Annotated in this window: 16 protein-coding genes, 1 pseudogene and 1 other annotated feature; of the genes and pseudogenes, 8 read left to right on the top strand and 9 right to left on the bottom strand. The window is 36.2% G+C overall.

Annotated elements, in window-relative coordinates; genetic code table 11:
• Positions 1 to 61: 61 nt before the first annotated feature.
• The 6 genes from metG to ACZ444_RS02750 form a co-directional block, all read right to left on the bottom strand.
• Positions 62 to 1699, bottom strand: coding sequence for a methionine--tRNA ligase (gene metG / locus ACZ444_RS02775; RefSeq protein ID WP_382359300.1), 1638 nt, complete (start codon positions 1697 to 1699; stop codon positions 62 to 64).
• Positions 1700 to 1757: 58 nt separating this feature from the next.
• Positions 1758 to 2020 (bottom strand) — a binding site (T-box leader).
• A gap of 64 nt (positions 2021 to 2084) precedes the next feature.
• A complete protein-coding gene (locus ACZ444_RS02770) occupies positions 2085 to 5132 on the bottom strand; it encodes a non-ribosomal peptide synthetase (protein ID WP_382359303.1) in 3048 nt (1015 codons plus the stop codon).
• Positions 5125 to 5685 (bottom strand): hypothetical protein, encoded by a 561-nt coding sequence (locus tag ACZ444_RS02765; protein ID WP_464433567.1) that lies wholly within the window; start codon positions 5683 to 5685, stop codon positions 5125 to 5127. Before ACZ444_RS02765 ends, ACZ444_RS02770 begins: the two co-directional genes overlap by 8 nt.
• A 251-nt stretch (positions 5686 to 5936) precedes the next feature.
• Complete coding sequence (locus ACZ444_RS02760) at positions 5937 to 7292, bottom strand: IS1182 family transposase (protein ID WP_464433229.1); 1356 nt, start codon at positions 7290 to 7292, stop codon at positions 5937 to 5939.
• A 193-nt stretch (positions 7293 to 7485) separates the two neighbouring features.
• Positions 7486 to 9003 carry a pyridoxal phosphate-dependent decarboxylase family protein gene (locus tag ACZ444_RS02755; RefSeq protein ID WP_382357516.1) on the bottom strand — a complete coding sequence of 506 codons (1518 nt, stop codon included), beginning with the start codon at positions 9001 to 9003 and terminating at the stop codon, positions 7486 to 7488.
• A 13-nt stretch (positions 9004 to 9016) separates the two neighbouring features.
• Positions 9017 to 9859 carry an MBL fold metallo-hydrolase gene (locus tag ACZ444_RS02750; RefSeq protein WP_382357515.1) on the bottom strand — a complete coding sequence of 281 codons (843 nt, stop codon included), beginning with the start codon at positions 9857 to 9859 and terminating at the stop codon, positions 9017 to 9019.
• Positions 9860 to 10064: 205 nt separating this feature from the next.
• Here ACZ444_RS02750 and ACZ444_RS02745 point away from each other — a divergent pair, with 205 nt between their 5' ends.
• From ACZ444_RS02745 to ACZ444_RS02720, 6 genes and pseudogenes are all read left to right on the top strand, one after another.
• Complete coding sequence (locus tag ACZ444_RS02745) at positions 10065 to 11279, top strand: MFS transporter (protein WP_382357514.1); 1215 nt, start codon at positions 10065 to 10067, stop codon at positions 11277 to 11279.
• Positions 11280 to 11722: 443 nt separating this feature from the next.
• Positions 11723 to 12028: a transposase gene (locus ACZ444_RS02740; protein WP_464433566.1), complete on the top strand. Its 306-nt coding sequence runs from the start codon at positions 11723 to 11725 to the stop codon at positions 12026 to 12028.
• A 55-nt stretch (positions 12029 to 12083) separates the two neighbouring features.
• Positions 12084 to 12158: pseudogene (locus ACZ444_RS02735) on the top strand (hypothetical protein); the annotation flags it as partial.
• Positions 12159 to 12263: 105 nt separating this feature from the next.
• Positions 12264 to 12776 carry a transposase gene (locus ACZ444_RS02730; RefSeq protein ID WP_382357518.1) on the top strand — a complete coding sequence of 171 codons (513 nt, stop codon included), beginning with the start codon at positions 12264 to 12266 and terminating at the stop codon, positions 12774 to 12776.
• Positions 12777 to 12800: 24 nt separating this feature from the next.
• Positions 12801 to 13016, top strand: coding sequence for an integrase core domain-containing protein (locus ACZ444_RS02725; protein ID WP_464433801.1), 216 nt, complete (start codon positions 12801 to 12803; stop codon positions 13014 to 13016).
• Between the two features lie 583 nt (positions 13017 to 13599).
• On the top strand, positions 13600 to 14094 hold the full coding sequence (locus ACZ444_RS02720; protein WP_382357512.1) for a helix-turn-helix domain-containing protein: 495 nt from the start codon (positions 13600 to 13602) through the stop codon (positions 14092 to 14094).
• A 174-nt stretch (positions 14095 to 14268) separates the two neighbouring features.
• On the opposite strand, the gene groL is transcribed toward ACZ444_RS02720, so the two are convergent.
• Complete coding sequence (gene groL, locus ACZ444_RS02715) at positions 14269 to 15903, bottom strand: chaperonin GroEL (RefSeq protein WP_382357511.1); 1635 nt, start codon at positions 15901 to 15903, stop codon at positions 14269 to 14271.
• A 57-nt stretch (positions 15904 to 15960) separates the two neighbouring features.
• Positions 15961 to 16245 (bottom strand): co-chaperone GroES, encoded by a 285-nt coding sequence (gene groES, locus ACZ444_RS02710; RefSeq protein WP_382357510.1) that lies wholly within the window; start codon positions 16243 to 16245, stop codon positions 15961 to 15963.
• 297 nt (positions 16246 to 16542) lie between these two features.
• On the opposite strand from groES, the gene ACZ444_RS02705 reads away from it, so the two are divergent.
• Together ACZ444_RS02705 and ACZ444_RS02700 are read left to right on the top strand one after the other, a co-directional pair.
• Complete coding sequence (locus ACZ444_RS02705; RefSeq protein ID WP_382357509.1) at positions 16543 to 17256, top strand: CPBP family intramembrane glutamic endopeptidase; 714 nt, start codon at positions 16543 to 16545, stop codon at positions 17254 to 17256.
• Between the two features lie 6 nt (positions 17257 to 17262).
• Positions 17263 to 17466: a YdiK family protein gene (locus ACZ444_RS02700; protein WP_382357508.1), complete on the top strand. Its 204-nt coding sequence runs from the start codon at positions 17263 to 17265 to the stop codon at positions 17464 to 17466.
• 71 nt (positions 17467 to 17537) lie between these two features.
• Here ACZ444_RS02700 and ACZ444_RS02695 read toward each other — a convergent pair whose 3' ends face one another.
• The gene (locus tag ACZ444_RS02695; protein WP_382357517.1) at positions 17538 to 18191 is read right to left on the bottom strand and encodes a redox-sensing transcriptional repressor Rex; all 654 of its coding nucleotides are present in this window, start codon (positions 18189 to 18191) and stop codon (positions 17538 to 17540) included.
• Positions 18192 to 18248: the final 57 nt, after the last annotated feature.

Raw genomic sequence — 18248 nt, 5'->3', positions numbered from 1 at the left:
CATGAATTATCCGGTATGCATATCACGATAAACACTGAAAAAACAACACTATCTTACTAAATTATTTTAGCATACCATCATACAAATCAGTTAATTCTTCTTCAATTCTATTATTATCAATTCTTTCAAATAAAGGCTTTACATCATTTAAGACTATACCTGATACTAGCAACTCTTCCCAACCTGAGCTGTTTAAATTTAGCATTTCTTGGACTTTCTTACTTGAAAATGGAAGGAAAGGGCTGAGAAGCTTAGAAAGATTAGCAATAATGTAGACACAAGAAGCCATCGTATCATTACACGAGGGAATGTCCTCCTTTATTTGAATCCAAGGCTGTTCTTCATCAAAATATTTGTTTGCGTACCGAATAAAATCAAATATCTCTTCAAGAGCTTTTTTAAACTTACCATCAGAAATGAGATGCCCTATTCTCTCGTAAAGTGATTGAACCATTTTTCGAATCTCAACATCAAGTTCTCCTTTAGGTGTAATTCCCTCATATGATTTATTAATAAATTTTAAGGCTCTATTTACAAAATTTCCGTATGCCCCGAGTAGTTCACTATTGTGGCTGTATATAAATTCTCTAAAAGAAAAATTAGCATCTCTACTTTCAGGCGCATTCACTGTTAAGAAATACCGAATAGAATCTGGATGATACTTGCTTAATAAATCTTCTGCCCAAACAGCCCAATTTTTACTAGTTGAGAGTTTTCTTTGTTCAAGAGTTAAGTATTCATTGGATATGATATAGTCAGGAAGAGATTTATTATTTATACCGGACAATATGGAGGGCCATATAATCGTGTGGAAAGGTATGTTATCTTTCCCGTGTACATAATACGATACAGTATCTTCATTCCAGAATTGATTAATATCTTTATTGTTAAGTTTAGCCCATTCTTTACTGGCAGAATAATAACCAGAGACAGCCTCTATCCAAACATAAATCTTTTTATTTTCATAGCCATTTACAGGCACACTAACACCGTTGGGTAAATCTCTAGAAACAGCTCGATCATGCAATCCTTCCTCCAAATATCTTTCAGTTAATTGGATAGCATTATCTCTCCATCTATTTTGATCTTTTGCTGATTTGACAAATTGTTCGAGTTCCTTCTGAAAAGTACTTAATTTAAGGTAGAAGTGTTCAGTCTTTTTAGAAACTGGACTTCCATGACACACTTTACACCTCTGATTAAATAAATCAGAAGGATCTAATATTTTTGAGCAATTGTCACATTGATCTCCCCTTGCGTCGTGGTTACAATACGGACATTCACCTTCTACAAACCTATCAGGCAAGAATTGCTCACAAAAATCACAATAGCATTGTTCAACTTCTTTCAAGTAAAGCTGTTCTTCTTCTAACAATCTCAGGAATACTTCTTTCACTACCTCATGGTGCTCTTCTCCATCAGTCCTACTGTACATATCATACGAAAATCCTAAGTTTTCAAAACTTCTCTTGAACTCACGATGATATTTATCTGAAAGTTCTTGCGTAGAAAGTCCTTCTTTTTTAGCTTGTATAGCAATTGGTGTTCCATTACAATCACTACCAGATACAAATAATACCTCTTCCCCTTTTGAACGAAAATACCTAGCCAGTATGTCCCCCGGTAAAAGACTCGAGATATGCCCTAAGTGCAAGGAACCGTTAGCGTATGGCCAAGCTCCACCTATAAAAACATTCATCTTTATAATCCTCCTTATAAAAAAAGACCTCTCAACCTCAGACATAAGTTCATTTTGTCAAAAGGACGAGAGATCTCGTGTTACCACCTTAATTCACTAATAATTCACACTATTAGCCTCTAGAAGTACATGGTACAATTTCATTTATACTTCGTCATTTGTAACAAGTGACTAATCTCGTCAAAGTCTAATTCAAAAAATGAATATCGACTATGCAGCTCTGAGGTCATATTCAATTAACGATTTTTCACTTCTTCTCAGCATATAGAAGTTCTCTGTAGAAAAATAACATCAATTTACTTTCCTCTTCATTGCTTTTATTTATTTATTATACCGCGTGATTATATCATGCAATAGAAGTTTTCTGAATGATTAAAACAAATAATCAGTTTGAAAAAGAAAAATCTTTTTCCAGCGAGAGGACTTCAATACCATTATCTGTTAGAATTTTTTCACCAAAGTTGGGATTTGTTAGAAACACTAAGTACACAAAACCTTGAGTTGTGAAAGCTGTTACATATATTCTATTAATAGGGAATTTTTCAAGTTGTTCCAGAGTTTTGTTTAAGGATTTAATTGTTTCATAAAGCTCATTTCCTTTAATATTCCCTAAGTAATTTGTTTGCAAGATAGGATTCTTATCATAGATCTCACTAAGTTTACTTTGATAATCATTCATAAATGGATAATCTTTGTAAGCAGTGTACATAGGATTAAACCCTGTTTTGTATAAATCAAGAATATTGTTTATTCTCTGTAAATAATCTGTATAATTTTCAGCTTTGAAAGCAGGGAACGTTATTGAAGAATGGAAGTCACCTAGTTCACTGTTAAAATCAAACTTCTCAAACGATCTTATATTGAATATACTTCTAAATGATAACTCATTCTCGCCAAGTTGTTCAAGCAATAGTTTGCTAGTATAATAATTAATTTCATTTATAGTTTCATTAGAGGATTTTTGAGTATTGTTGGCATACCTCAATACTGTCAGCCCACTATTGACTTTTTCTTTCCAATCATCAATTTTATTGGCCCGATCAATTTGTTTAGTAATATCATAGTCAAGAACTTCCTTTGGTCTTTCATTATTTTCAGAAATATATTCGATGAAGTCAAAATAATTTCCATTATTATCTTTATAATCTTCATTTCTCAATATCTTATGAAATTGACTTTTCAAAACATGCACATTAGAGAAATCTGCAATATTGTGTGATAAGACCCACACTACATTGAATTCTTTACCATTAAAAATAATAACAGGCTGATGTAAGATAGAATTAAGATGGTTGTTAGATAAGTTTTCATGTATAGTGTCTTTAATTTCTTTCAACGAATCTGTCTCGTTTATATCGTATACTGGTATTCTTACCTGGTCTAAATCGCAAAATTCTTTAAAGTAAAGTCCTTCGCCTTCAAAGTCCAGAGTACATCTCAACAATAAATTATTACTAATAATTTTCCTTATAGCTTCTACAATCTCTCCAATTTCTCTAGACTTTTTCACTTTCATCTCTACTTCTATATTACTGTCGAATTTATGGTGAATATAAGCTTTCTGATAATAGTAAGTCCCATGCTTATCAGTTTGTTTTGATGTATTTATCAAGGAATTATTTACTTCAATAGTTCGTTCGATATCAGATATTGTGTCTTCAATGAGTCCATTGGTAAATTCAGCTTTACCTATATTTTTATTACTGTCCCCAAAGTAACTGCCTATCTCTTTGACCGTTGGGTAATTGTACATAAAGTCATCATCCAAAACACATGAAAACTCCTCTTCTATAGAGATAATCGCTTGAATATTATCTAATGAATCTCCACCTAAGTCAAAGAAATTCTCAAATTTACTTATATTTGATGAATTTAAAATATTGCTAAAGATTGTTCGTATTTTCTCTTCATTTTCAGATAACACTTCGTTCTTGTCATTCTCATTTTCACCATTACCTCTAGTAGATTGTAATAGCTTTTGAATATCAATTTTGCCATTAACATTAAAAGGAAATTCTTCTACTTCTTGCAAGATGTTCGGTACCATGTAAGATGGCATTATATTTTGCAATTTCTCCTTAAGGTATGTCTTTTTAAGCGTTTCATGAAAATGGGGAATATAAAAACAATATAATTTTTTATTTTCATAAATCACCTTACTGAATTTAATTTCTCTAATATTTTTCTCTATTAAGCTTTCAATCTCTCCTAGCTCTATTCTAATCCCATTAATTTGCACTTGATTATCTATTCTACCCTTAAAATAAATGTTTCCATCGTAATCTCTATAGCCTAAGTCACCAGTTTTATAATACCTTTCATCATTCTTATACTCTATAAAATTAGCTTTTGTTAAATCCTCCTTGCCTGCATAACCTTGGGCCACACCTTCTCCTGAAATATACAGTTCACCTATTTCACCGAAATCACATTTACTGAAATCATCCCTTAGTAAATGAACCTTAACATCATCCAACTCTTTCCCGATGGGTACAGAGTTAATATCCTCGTTTTTATTACTGATTTTATAGTGAGTTGTATAAATAGTATTTTCTGTAGGTCCATACAAGTTAAATGTCTCAACATTGGGTAACATATCCAACACTTTTGATACTAAACTTACTTTGAACTCCTCTCCGGCTACCATCAGATATTTTAAATTATCATTCATTATGTCTAATTCTTTATTAGTGGAAGTATTCAAAATAACTTCTAATATAGAGGGGGATACTGCCATATGTGTTACTCCATATTCACCGATATAAGGAACAATCTTTTTAAAATCACTTGTAGACTCAAATGATGAAATAACTAAAGATCCTTGTCCCTTTATCCAACCAAAAATTTCAGCTACGGACACATCAAATGTGTATGGCGTAGTTAGTAGGTAACGGTCTTTCGTATTTACTGGATAATACTTTTGCATATTTCTTAAAATATGAGACAAATTGTCTTGGGAAACACAGACTCCTTTTGGATTACCTGTACTACCCGAAGTATAGATTATATACGCCAAGTTAGAGTCTACTATTGTAAAACTCTCTTTTCTTTGAATTGTTATAGAGTTTACATTTATATAATTAATTTTGCTTAATTGACAATCAATATTTGTGTTAGTTAAAACAATATCCGACTTAGAATCCTCAATAAGAAAATTAATTCTATCTTGAGGAAATTTAATCGAAATCGGAAGGTAAGCAGCACCAGCCTTATATAGAGCTAGAATAGTAAGGATTAATGTATTACTAGGCTTCATAAATAATGGTACAACCTGCTCCCTTTTAATACCTAATTCATTTTGAAAATGGTCTGCCAAATAATTTGTGTATTTTTCAACCTGCTCATAACTGTAACTATTTGAATCATCTATCAAAGCAGTTTGCTTTGGTTTTTTTTTCGCTATGTCTCTAAATTCTTGAATGATATTATACATATTGTTCTTTTCCTCCCAACGACAAAAACTCTTGGTATTTTTCATCGAATAATTTGTTTAATGACTCGATTTTAAAGTGACCACTAGTTAGTTCTACAGATTCATGTAAATTTGTCAATTGACCATTAATAAAAGCTCTATAAGCCTCTATATTTATATCGTTACTTTTATATCCCAAATAATCTTTTCCACTTACATCTCCATCTGTCACTAAAAAATTCACTAGTTCTTCGATTAAGAAAGCATGTTTATCTGTAATAGCTTCAAATAATTTAATTAATCTTAAGAACGCTAATTCTTCGATAGATTTTATTAGTTTAATATCTCCTTCAATTAAATAAGGAACTGTCGTAAAAGCAGATAGAATTAACCTATACTTTACATTTACTGAGTTCAAAAATTCCTCAGTATGCTCTATGCTTGGAATGGAAACTGATTTGTTATCCCAAAATTGTCTACCTTTTAAAGCTGATGCAACCTCACTTGTAGTTACAATCAACTTATTTTCATATGGAACCTCAGTATCTAACGGCAAGCCCAAAAACTCACTCATTTTGCAGTATTCCCTGATAAGTTTATTCTTTTTAGACCTCTTAAATCCATCTTTAACGACAAACATCATATCTAGATCTGAATTGCTATTTGTTAATCTCTTGTGACTTTGTGAACCATATACTAATGCAACTAACAATTCATCGTCTTCAAAAAAATCATTTAAATAACTCTTGAATCAATTTCATAATTGCTCTTATTAAAAACGCAAAGACCTGCAGAATTTCTAATGTGTATTTTTTTAAAATTCCTCTAAGCAGCCTGCTGCTGCTTTAACGCGGCATCAATGCGGTCTGCGGCTAATTTCGATGCATTATACATCAACGTAACGATATCAAAATGGATCTGAGCGCGTTTCCCTGAACGATGGCGAACATTGTTGAGCTGAAAGAATTCCTTTAAATAGGCATTGACACGTTCAACGGCTGATCGGCGCTTGTAGATGGTGTTCCAAGCTTTAGAGCCCCGTGCCGGGGCTGTGTATCGCCTGAGGTCTTTAGTGATTTTCATCTTGAATACTTTCTGGCATATGTCTTCATGGGCTAAAGGGCAGTCTTTGCATTCCTTTGGGTTTGTGTACTTCAGGGTTTCATGTTTGGCATCGTAACTTTCATAACGGTACGAATGTTCACGGAAACATGTTGGGGCAAAATATTTATCAAACCCTATGGGTTCCGATTCATTGCGTTTATTATAGGCAATGATAGATTGCTGGCCCATTCGATAGACCTGCGTGTAAATCGGTTCAAAATCATAACCCGCATCCATCGTCTGATAACGCAAGTTTGAAAGAGGCAAGCGTTCATTCATCCCCTTCAATAAAGGAATTGCGGCTTTTCCATCATTTAGATTTCCTGATGAGAAAAGGGCCTGTAAAATGTATTGACTTGATGTGCCGACAGCCAGATGTCCTTTATAGCCAAACCAGAATGTATTTTTGCCTTCGCTGTTTTTCTTGATCCCCCATTGGGGATCCCGGGGAACACCGTCTCGAAGTTCTGTTAAAGATGCATCCAGTTGAGCTTCGATTTTCCTGTCATAAAGAGGCAGATTCGCTTCTTTCTCAGCTTGTTCCTGGAGCCATTGGTCACGCTCTTCCCTGGATTTACGGCCGCGTTTTTTCGGTTCCGGCTTTGCCTTTTCTTCTTTAGGCGGGGCCTGATCACGTGCTTCGAAATGAGTCGCATCGATGGCGACTGTATCATCAGCGATAAAGCCTTCGGCAATGGCTTGAAGAACAACTTTTTCCTGGGCCTTTTCCAATGCATCTGACTCGCTCAGCTTGGTTAAAAGGCGGGAATAGGAAGCTTCCGAAGGAATCTTGTCTGAAACCAGAAATCCACAATTCAATTTGAAGGCAATATCATCATCTAAGCGTTTTTTCAGGTCTTTTATGGTTGGGATGCGTTCAACATACCGAATGAAAACGGAAATAATCATCGCTGCAACATTCAGCTCTTCAGGCGCGCCCAAACGGGATTTTTTAGCCATGTCGTGATAAATGGCATCCAAATCAACGGCGGAAATGATCGCCTCATACTTTTGGGTAGGTTCCATGTCATAAAGTTCTTGGATGCTAAATAAGCTTGGTTGTCGTATAATAGTCATAGGAAGTATTCCTCCAATCTCTATGGATGTTTTAGTTCAACTACCATTATACAAGATTTGGGGAGGTACTTCCTTTTTTACGTTTTTAAGTCCTTGCGCCGCAAGGGCTATGAATTATGAAATTCGCTCTCTTAATATAATTAATGTTATATTTTGTATCTTCGACTCTACTTTGCATAATTTTTTAACCTCTCTACAAATTTTCAACGAATAGCTTGGAGTACTCCTCTTCAGCAATCTTTTTTACATTAGACATTAATCTATTAATATTACTTTCTTCTGTTAAAGGGTTCCCTATAAATAACCTAAGCATCTGCCACTTTACACTTTTATCACTTGATAACTTTTGACTTGGGTCGTGCAAGGTAAATGTATGTAAGTACTGATCTCCTTCTTGCCAAAGTCTTTGATGAATGCTTTTCTGCAATGTATTAAAAGCATCAATATTCTCTATTTCTTCTTCAGGCTTATAAACAAAGACAACGCTGTTTACAGTTACTTCATTTATCCGTACAAAACAATTTTCAGAATCAATTTTTTCAGCGAAATAACTAGCCAAATCATACCTATAATCTACCAATTCTCCTATCTTCTTAGATCCTAAATTCTTTAGTACAAAATATAGTTTCAAAGAATCGAACGCTTTACTACCTAAGAAAGGAGTCATCTGTCCAAAAGACATTGCTTCTTTATTTATTAAGTCACTACCACCAATTACCTTCTTTAGTTGTTCTGGATTTTTAACTAACAGATAGCTTAAATTATATGGTAGCCACATAACTTTATGTGGGTCTAGAGCTATAGAGTCTGCTAACTCAATCCCATCTAACCCAGCTTTCAAAGTGTTACTAAACTTGGCGACAAAACCTTGACAAGCGTCAACATGAAACCAGATATTATGTTCTTTAGCAATCGTGTAGAGTTTATTAAAGTCATCAATAGCCATAGTACGAGAGTCTCCAGCGTAAGCAATAAGAGCTATGAATTTATATTTATTTTTATATTTTTCGATTTTTTCCTTCAAATCTATTTGGTCAATTGTGTAATTACCATTCGTTTTGACATATAAAATGTTATCTTCTCCAAGTCCTAACCACCCCATAGCAACACGTATAGAATAGTGATCAATACCTTCCGGCATTATTACTCTAACATCTTTTACTTTATTGTTTAGACCTGTATTTTTAGCATTTACGAACAATGATTCTCTCGCCAATAATAAACCTACTGTATTTGCCAAAGTACCACCAGTAAGCGCTATGCCACCGCTGTCAGTAATATCCGATATATTCCTAATGTCTTCAAATGAATACCCCATCAATTCTCTTAACCATTGAATAGTTTGTAATTCAATATAGGTTGCTATTGGAGAGCAATGAGTTGAATTAATGAGATTTTGATTCATAAAACCAGATAATATGTTTGCTGCATGAGACGCCACTGAATTTCCGGAATCAGGGAATGCCATAAAATTAGGACTGGAGAAATTTGTTGAGTAAGGAAGTATATTGCTTTCAAACTCACTAATAAGTCTTTCGAGATCCGTTGATTCTTCTGGGAATTGTTCGCTAACAATTGATGAGATCTCAGAATCGTCGGCATAATTAATAACCTTTTCTCTATTTTTATATTCCACGCCCATTTTCAAAGATTCTTCTAATAAGTTGAGATTACTATGGTTTTTATCATTAACAAAGTATTTATTATGCATATTTTAAAACCCCTTAAATATCAATTGTAAATGTATCAAAAGCAATTTTATAATTTTGTCCACTGAATTCATTTTCTATTTTCTTACAATCTTCAAATGATAAATTTTCAAACTCTTCGATATGAGTGAAATATGTGACATTAGCATTTATTTGATTGGCTAGTTCAATTGAATCTTCAAAACTAGCCTCGTTCCTTTCGAATATCAAACCTTCAGGGTAATTCAATTCACCAGTTGTAAAGTGTCTTTCTGTATGGCCAAAGGGCAAAATCGCTATATCAATATCCTTAAAATTAGTTGAAGATGGCCACCAGCCAAATGATTCATCAGGTATTATTAGGATTTTATTTTTATTTGTTCTTAGAATAAATCCGTAAGCGAAATCATTGCTTAGAGGAAAAGCTGTTACTTCGCAACCGTCAAATTTTACTGACTCATTATTAGATAGAACTTCAAGTGAGATATCCCCCTTTTCTTGCATGTGATTTAAGTGATCCCAAAAACCTAATCTCATTTTCGCATCACTTGCAACATTCTCAGGTAAAATAACCCTAGTATTTTTTCCGTCTGATAGAAATTCAGAATTAAACACTTCGAAAATTCTTCGTCCCATAGTATGGTCTGGGTGCCAATGAGAATAAAAACAAGCATTAACACAAGAAATGCTTGCTCTATTCAGTTGATAAAATATATCTTCAGAGGTATCGAACAATACATTTGGGCCGTGTATAAATATTCCGGGTCCAGTTCTCATAAAAGGACCTTTTTTCATACGAGCTTCTAAACTTGCTTTAGAATTACTTCCAGGTCTAGGAGTGCGGAAAGCACCTGCAGTTCCCAAAAATTCCATATACATTTTTTATCTCCTTTCTAAGTTTTCGGTAATTTCGATAATTTCAGATTTTTTCCTACGATACCATATATTTACTAATGAAACAAGACTTTATACTTAATATGATTCCAAATAAAGAAATTTGTTGATTAAAACACTATTATTGTGTAAAAATGTAATTCATGTGATTTCAGTAAGAATCATACATAAAATTTGAGAGGATGTTTATATGAGAAAGCCAATGAGAAATGAATTTCTAATTGTAAGTGGGAATTCAGTAACATTCTTAGGAGATATTATTTTCACATTTGCATTAAATTGGTGGGTCATTGATGTAACTAACGATCCAAAGATTTTGGGGTTAATAATGGGATTGAGTGTAATACCGTCACTTTTTTTCAATCTATTTGGCGGCGTTATAGCTGATAGATTTAATAAGAAATTGATAATTTTCTTAACTGACATAATTAGTGGGATAACTTGCGTTACATTCAGTTTTATAATTATTGATTCAGAGGTTAATATACCCTTAGTTATTACAATGAATGTAATTTTGAGCATTACACATTCCATTTTCTCACCAACAGTAAGGTCTATTTTACCTAGGATAACAAAAAAAGATAGGCTCAAAACTGTAAACTCTGTTTTAAATACTATAACTGAAACTATAAAAATTACTGGTCCTATGCTAGCAGGTGCATTATTTGCTTTATCTTTTATTAGTATTAATGAGATTCTGCTAATAAATGGTGTATCTTTTATTGTTTCCGCACTTTTTGAATTGCTCATCCAATATTCTTCTAATAATGAGAAAGCTAAATTGAATATGAAGTCTGTTATTAATGACTTTAAAGAAGGATTTATTCACTCAAAAAGTAAACCTGTTCTATTTAGATTGTTAATTACAATCTCACTAGTTAATTTTTTCATAGCAGGTTACAATATTCTTTTGCCCTCATACGTAAACGAATATATAGACAGAACTGGCGCATATAGCATATTACTCTCAGCGGAAGCAATTGGAGGAGTACTAGGAGCTCTAATACTAAGCTTATCTAAGAATAAGACAATTACTTTGTCTAATTTAAAGGTAGAACTCACTCTATGTGGCATATTCTTTTTACCTTTTTTCATAATTAACACATATACTTTCACACTTATCGCTACCTTTATTTTTGGCTTCTTTTTAGTAAGATTCAATACATTATTTTTCACTTTCATACAAACTGAAGTAGACCAAAATTACTTAGGAAGAATTTTCTCAATTATCTTCACCTCTGCATCTTTGTTTATGCCTCTTGGAAGCTTTTTATTTGGATATATAATAGATATAATGAACAACTACACTTTCACTTTAATTGGTTTAGGTATCGTTTTAACCAATATTTTAATGAAGAGTAAAGATGAAGGTAGTCAGGAAAACAAGGAATTCAATGCAGTTTAAAATTCCTTTTTATCTCTTAATAAAGGATAAAAAAACTTATGATAGTCTAAGAAAGCTAATTTAAAGCCATCCAAGTTATGTATTGTAAATATCCTTGGACAATTCCATATTCCATAAGGATATTAATAATAACAGAAGTCCGTAATAGGCGATTATATTTACTGCCTATTACGGACTTCTCCATTTATTTTAGAAATTTATATTTACAAAATCGCAAATAAAAAAATAACTGAATCTAATCAGTAGAAAAATATGTATTGTCAAAATCAGTTTGAAATTCCTATATTAAATTGAAGCATAAGCTTATCCATACGACTCTAATCAAGATATTGTTTAGCTTCAGATCTTATTGGACAAAAATACGCCTGATTTTAGGTAATAATCGAGTTTGTCTACGTCCCTCATTATAGCTTATGATTAAACATAAGAAAGGGGAATTTTTTATGCCAAAAAGGAGATTTTCAGCTGAAGAAAAAGCTCAAATTGTTATTAGAGGGCTGGGTAATGAAATTTCTGTAAAAGAATTATGTCAGGAAGTCGGCATTCAGCCGAAAAGTTATTATGAGTGGAAACAAATCTTTATGAAACACGGAATGGAGGGCTTCAACTCAAAAAGGAATCAAAAAGATACTGAGAAAGAGGAAATGAAAAAAGAAGTAGACCGTTTAAAAGAGCTGGTAGCTGACTTATCTTTAGAGAATCATGTAATCATGTTTAAAAAAAAAACGACATTTAAAGCCCTATCTTGATGCAGGAACATACACAAAACTACCTGCGGAAGAAAAACTAGCCATCATCAAATTTTTGGACGTTATACCCAAAAAGTCGGTATCTTGGGCACTTAAGCAATTAAATCTTAGTAAGAGTACCTACTATGAATGGAAAAAGAATTATCGAAATCAAGGTTTTATTGGACTAATGGACAAGCCCCCAATCCCACATATACACCCAGACCAACTCCTTCAAGAGGAGGTAGAGAAAATCTTGGAAATAGGGAAACGGCTGGATCTAAATGGCTATCGTACAGTGACTTATGAGCTAGAAAAGGAAGGAGTTTATATATCTGAATCAAGTGCTTATCGATACATGAGAAAGCATGGCTTAATCATTCCTAAAGGGGAACCAAAACGAGAACCTGCAGGAGATGAGTGGAGACACAAGCCAACCAGACCTAACGAAAATTGGCATACGGATATCACCTATATTTGGATTAGTGGCTATGGTTTCTATTATCTCTTCACCTATTTAGATGGATTTTCAAGATATGTAATTCACTCTGAATTGAGAATGTCTATGACAGTGGAGGATACCATTGATACCCTTAAACACGCGTTACAAAAGGCGAGTTTGCCAGAAGACCATCAGCTTAAATTGGTAACCGATAATGGTAGTCAGTATCGTTCAAATCGGTTTAAAAGGTACTTGGAGAAACAACATATTTATCAAATACGTACAGCTTATAAACATCCTGAGACAAACGGCAAAATAGAACGCTAGCATCGCACATTAAAGGAACAAAAAATTAGTCTTGCGGGATACACCAGTCCACAAGACGCAAAAAAGAATATATACCAATTTGTAGACGATTATAACACATACCGTCCTCATCAAGCTATAGGATATGTCACACCAGAACAAAAACACACGGGAAAGGATGAAGAGGTGATAGCAAATCGGGAGAAAGGAAGGATAGCAGCAAGACATAAACGAAGAAACCTCAATCATGGAGTGGCATAAGCAAATCAAACAAACGACGCACGGGATTGACGTGGAGAGGCGGGGATGATAGCCTGTCTCGGCATGCCAGCACTATTTTTAAATAAGCTGGCTTCCTGGCATAGAGATCATGCCCGCAGAGGCTCCGGGTCAATCCCTCTAAAGGGAAAAGAAAAACAATATTCAAAGAGCAAAAAATCGAAAAAATAAACTAGGGGTTTGTAGACGCTCTATAAATCACTGAATATTTAGATATATCTAGATTCAAGTGTTACCGAAAAATGGAGCATTTTGTCCAAATTCAAAGGAAGCAGTACATAAGATAGTCAATAATTATATGAAACCCTTGAATGACATCGTTTCAGGTTATTTACAGATAAATAATATTAAAAGTATGAATGGGTTTGAAAAGATAACTAGAAGAGTACTCTCATTAGTTAAAAGGAGAGATTTTAGGTCTTCTTAATTCTTTTAAAAAACTCTAATATATTTCAATTTATTTTCATCTCGTGTCTTCGATATAGGGGTGCGATTCTCCGATAATTTCATAGTACATGTATTACAGAACGCACTTTGAATCAAATGCCAAACAGGAGGTGATATGATGATTGGTGCTGTTTTATGGGGGGAAGATGAAGCTAAAAGTTGGTTTATTGAACCAATGAAGTTAAAGAATACAGCAGAATACCTAGGGGTATCCCAATATAAACTCCGTAAATGGGTGAAGGAAAATAAAATTCCTTACAGCAGAATTAATAATAAGTATTTGTTTCACAAGACAATTATAGATGCGTGGAAAAACGGAAAATTTCCAAATGGTGAAGTAAAGATAGTACTTGATAATGAAATAATTGATATTCAACATGAGGAAGCGCTTAGAGAACATTATAAGCGATATCCAGAATTGCTTGAGAAAAAAGAAATCGAAGATAGGATTAGTAAACCTATAGCTTATTCCAATATTGAATATAAAATCAAGCATGAAGGGGTATACCTGACTGTTGGCGATAAAAACAGTGTAGAGGTTACTGTTTGTTTATCCCATACTTCCATCAATGAATTATGTAATGATCTAAAGAGATTTCGCTTAAATAAATAGCATACTGTAAAAGAATGCTATTAGATAACAGGATAAAACAGAGGTTTCCAATAAGTTCAGTAACTCAATGGAAACCTCCTGAAATCTCAACAACTAGTATCGGTCACTTTTCCGGACACTAAAATTAGTTAGAACGGTTATGAACGTTGATATAACAAGGTTTTATAACCTATATTACATCATGCCGCCCATTCCGCCCATGCCACTCATGTCAGGTGCACCGCCGCCGCCATCGCTGTCGTCAGGATGGTCAGCTACAACAGCTTCTGTGGTGAGGAACATAGCTGAAACGGAAGCTGCGTTTTGCAGGGCTGAACGTGTCACTTTTGTTGGATCGACGACGCCTGCATCAACCATATTGACCCACTCGCCATTAGCAGCGTTAAAGCCAATACCAACTTCTTCACCTTTTAGATGTTCGACAACAATGGAGCCTTCAAGGCCGGCATTGTAAGCAATCTGGCGGATTGGTTCTTCCAGCGCACGGAGTACAATGCTGGCACCGGTTGCTTCATCTCCAGTCAGGTTAAGCTCGCCAATTTTGGCAAGAACGTTTACAAGGGCCGTTCCGCCGCCGGAAACAATGCCTTCTTCAACAGCTGCACGTGTTGAGTTCAAGGCGTCTTCAATACGCAGTTTACGTTCTTTCATTTCGGTCTCGGTTGCGGCACCTACTTTAACAACGGCGACGCCACCAGCCATTTTTGCAAGACGTTCCTGCAGTTTCTCTTTATCAAAGTCAGACGTTGATTCTTCTGCTTGAGCGCGGAGCTGAGATACGCGCTGTGATATAGTCTGCGGGTCACCGGCGCCTTCAACGATCGTTGTATTATCTTTTGTCACAACAATCTTATTAGCGCGGCCGAGCTGATCCATGGTAGCATTCTTCAGATCAAGACCCAGATCTTCGGTGATGACTTGCGCACCCGTCATGGTTGCGATATCCTCCAGCATAGCCTTACGACGGTCGCCAAAGCCTGGTGCTTTAACAGCAACAGCGTTGAATGTGCCGCGTACTTTGTTCACAACAAGCGTTGCGAGTGCTTCACCTTCGACTTCATCGGCAATAATAAGAATTGGTTTGTTTTCCTGAACAACTTGTTCAAGCAATGGCAATACTTCTTGCATGTTGCCGATCTTCTTGTCTGTAATCAGAATATATGGATCGTCCAGCACAGCTTCCATCTTGTCCTGATCCGATACCATGTATGGTGATGAATAACCACGGTCGAATTGCATACCTTCAACAACTTCAAGTTCCGTGTTGAAGCCGCTTGATTCTTCAATCGTGATAACACCATCATTGCCGACGCGTTCCATCGCTTCAGCAATCAGCTGGCCAACTTCATCATCGTCAGAGGAGATGGCTGCAACCTGAGCAATGGACTCTTTTCCTTCAACCGGCTTGGAAATGGTCTTCAATTCACTCGTAGCTACTTCTACAGCTTGTTCGATACCGCGGCGGATTCCTACCGGATTAGCACCGGAAGCAACGTTTTTCAGACCTTCACGGATCATAGCCTGTGACAGAATGGTTGCTGTTGTCGTACCGTCACCAGCGACTTCGTTTGTTTTCGAAGCAACTTCTGACACGAGCTGAGCGCCCATGTTTTCAAAGTTATCTTCCAGTTCGATTTCTTTAGCAATCGTCACACCATCATTTGTAATGAGTGGTGAGCCGACACTCTTGTCCAATACAACGTTACGGCCTTTTGGCCCCAATGTTACTTTAACGGAGTCAGCAAGTGTGTTGATACCACGCATCATGGACTGACGTGCTTCTTCACTGAATTTAAGTTCTTTTGCCATTCTAAACGCCTCCTTAGAGAAATCTTATATAGCCTGACATCATTTCAGTGCTGCCGATTAATCGATGACAGCCAGAATGTCGTTTTGACGCATAATTAAGTATTCATGACCGTCGTAGCTGATCTCTGTTCCGGCAAATTTGGAGAAGATGATATGGTCGCCTTCTTTGACGTCCAGCGCAACTTGTTCACCGCTGTCCATAACACGTCCGGAACCGACGGCTGCAACCTTGCCTTCCTGCGGTTTTTCTTTAGCGGAATCTGGAAGCACAATGCCACTTTCTGTTGTTTCGCTTTGTTCCACAAGTTCGATGACAACACGATCCTCTAATGGTTTAATCATGCCGACAACCTCCTTCATTCCTTTTCACTTGTATTTAGGAACTTCTTATTAGCACTCTGATGCAACGAGTGCTAATTCCAATTATTATAATAAATAATTTTCCTGTAAAATGCAAGCATTTGCCTCAGTCTTGCTTTAACGCTTAACCGTGAATCGAATCGATTATAATACAGGCCTTATGTATGCTAAACTGTAGACGTATTCTGTTTGTGTAAATTGATTTTTATACCATTTTTTGCTTAAATACGTTATGACAAGCATACACTATAGCAACTAGAACTAAAGGAGTCGCTAATTTTGCCTAAACGTTACTGGTACGTCATTTTAACATACGTCATCATGCAAGCTTCCGCATTTGTGTTTGCACCATTGTTGTATATTCTGACACCGCTCGGCCAGGTCGACGCCAGCATTTACTGGAGCATTTTCAGCTTTCTTGCAGCGCTTGTCTTAGTCTTATGGCTCATGCGACCAGATATAAAAGCACCCGCACACCCGCAGGCCTCACCGGTCTGGGAGGTTATACTCTGGGGGATTGCCGGACTATGCATGGCTTATTTCGCGAATACAATTGCGTCCGTTATTGAAACCACTGTGTTCGGCATCAATCCTTCTTCACAGAATACGCAGCAAATCATGGAAATTACCCGGACAGTACCGCTGTTCGCGGTGATTACGGCGCTTGTAGCACCAATACTGGAAGAGATCATCTTCCGCAAAATCATTTTCGGCGGGCTGTACAAACGCATGAATTTCTTTTTCGCCGCTGCCCTGTCTGCTTTGATTTTTGGCCTGATCCATGGTGAACCGGAACATATTCTCGTTTATGCATCAATGGGCTTTGTCTTTGCGTTTCTATATGTCCAGACAAAACGGATTATTGTGCCGATCATCGTCCACATGGCGCTGAATACACTGTCCGTGATTGTGCAATTATCACTTGACCCGGAAGACCTGGAAAAAATGATGCAGGAATTAGATCACATCCAAACAATTCTGATAGGGGGCTGACACTTTATGAAAATATCGCCGAAAGCAATGGGTGTCGTCTACTGTCTGCTCGGTGTTTTGTTCACCTATATTGCTATCCAGAGTGCCGATGAAACGATGTGGAATGTCTTCACCATTCTGCTGGCGTTTTTTGCAACCCTTGATTTCGGCATCGGCATACGCATGTTTATTATCAATCATAAGATTAAACAGCAAAAGAAAAAGAAGTAGTGATCAGATGCACTGCTTCTTTTTTTTAGGCCGTTTCCTGAAAACGCACCCAAACGTACGGTCCATGCATTTCACGATGTCATTGGATAATGCTTTAAGAAGTACACAAGTGACTGCAGTTCCACCGCCAGATCAATATGATGCACCCTGATCCCTGCAGGCACCGTAATCCGTGCCGGTGTAAAATTAAGAATGCCGGATATACCAAAGCCAGCCAGCCGGTCCGTGATAGTCTGGGCCGCCTTAGCTGGAACAGTCAAAATCGCAACCGACACATCGGCCAGTCTAGCTTCCAGCTCATCAATATGATAGACCGGCACGCCGCCAATATCGGAACCAGCCTTATTCGGGTCAGCATCAAACGCCAACACAATTTTGGTATTATTGTTTCTCAGGAAATTGTAATGCAAAAAGGCAGTCCCCAGATTGCCGACTCCTATCAGGGCGACTTCAGTCAGCTCATCCTGATCCAGTGTTTTCCGGAAAAATCCCAGCAGATACTCCACATTGTAGCCATACCCTTTTTTCCCTAAAGCTCCGAAATAGGAAAAATCACGCCTGATCGTCGCCGAGTCCACCTTAAGGACATCGCTCAATTCTTTTGAGGAAATACGTCCTTTTCCCTGATGATGCAAATTATTTAAAAACCGGTAGTATAACGGCAGCCGTTTAGCAGTCGCCTGTGGTATCTGATTCTGCTCCAATGTCAATCCTCCCTGTCTCATCAATGCTCGTCTCATTTGACACCCGCATCCGGTCTTCTCTGATCGGTATCTGTAACA

Source organism: Lentibacillus kimchii (assembly GCF_055381965.1).
Note: the sequence above shows the minus strand (reverse complement) of the source record. Positions and strands in the feature narration are given on the sequence as shown.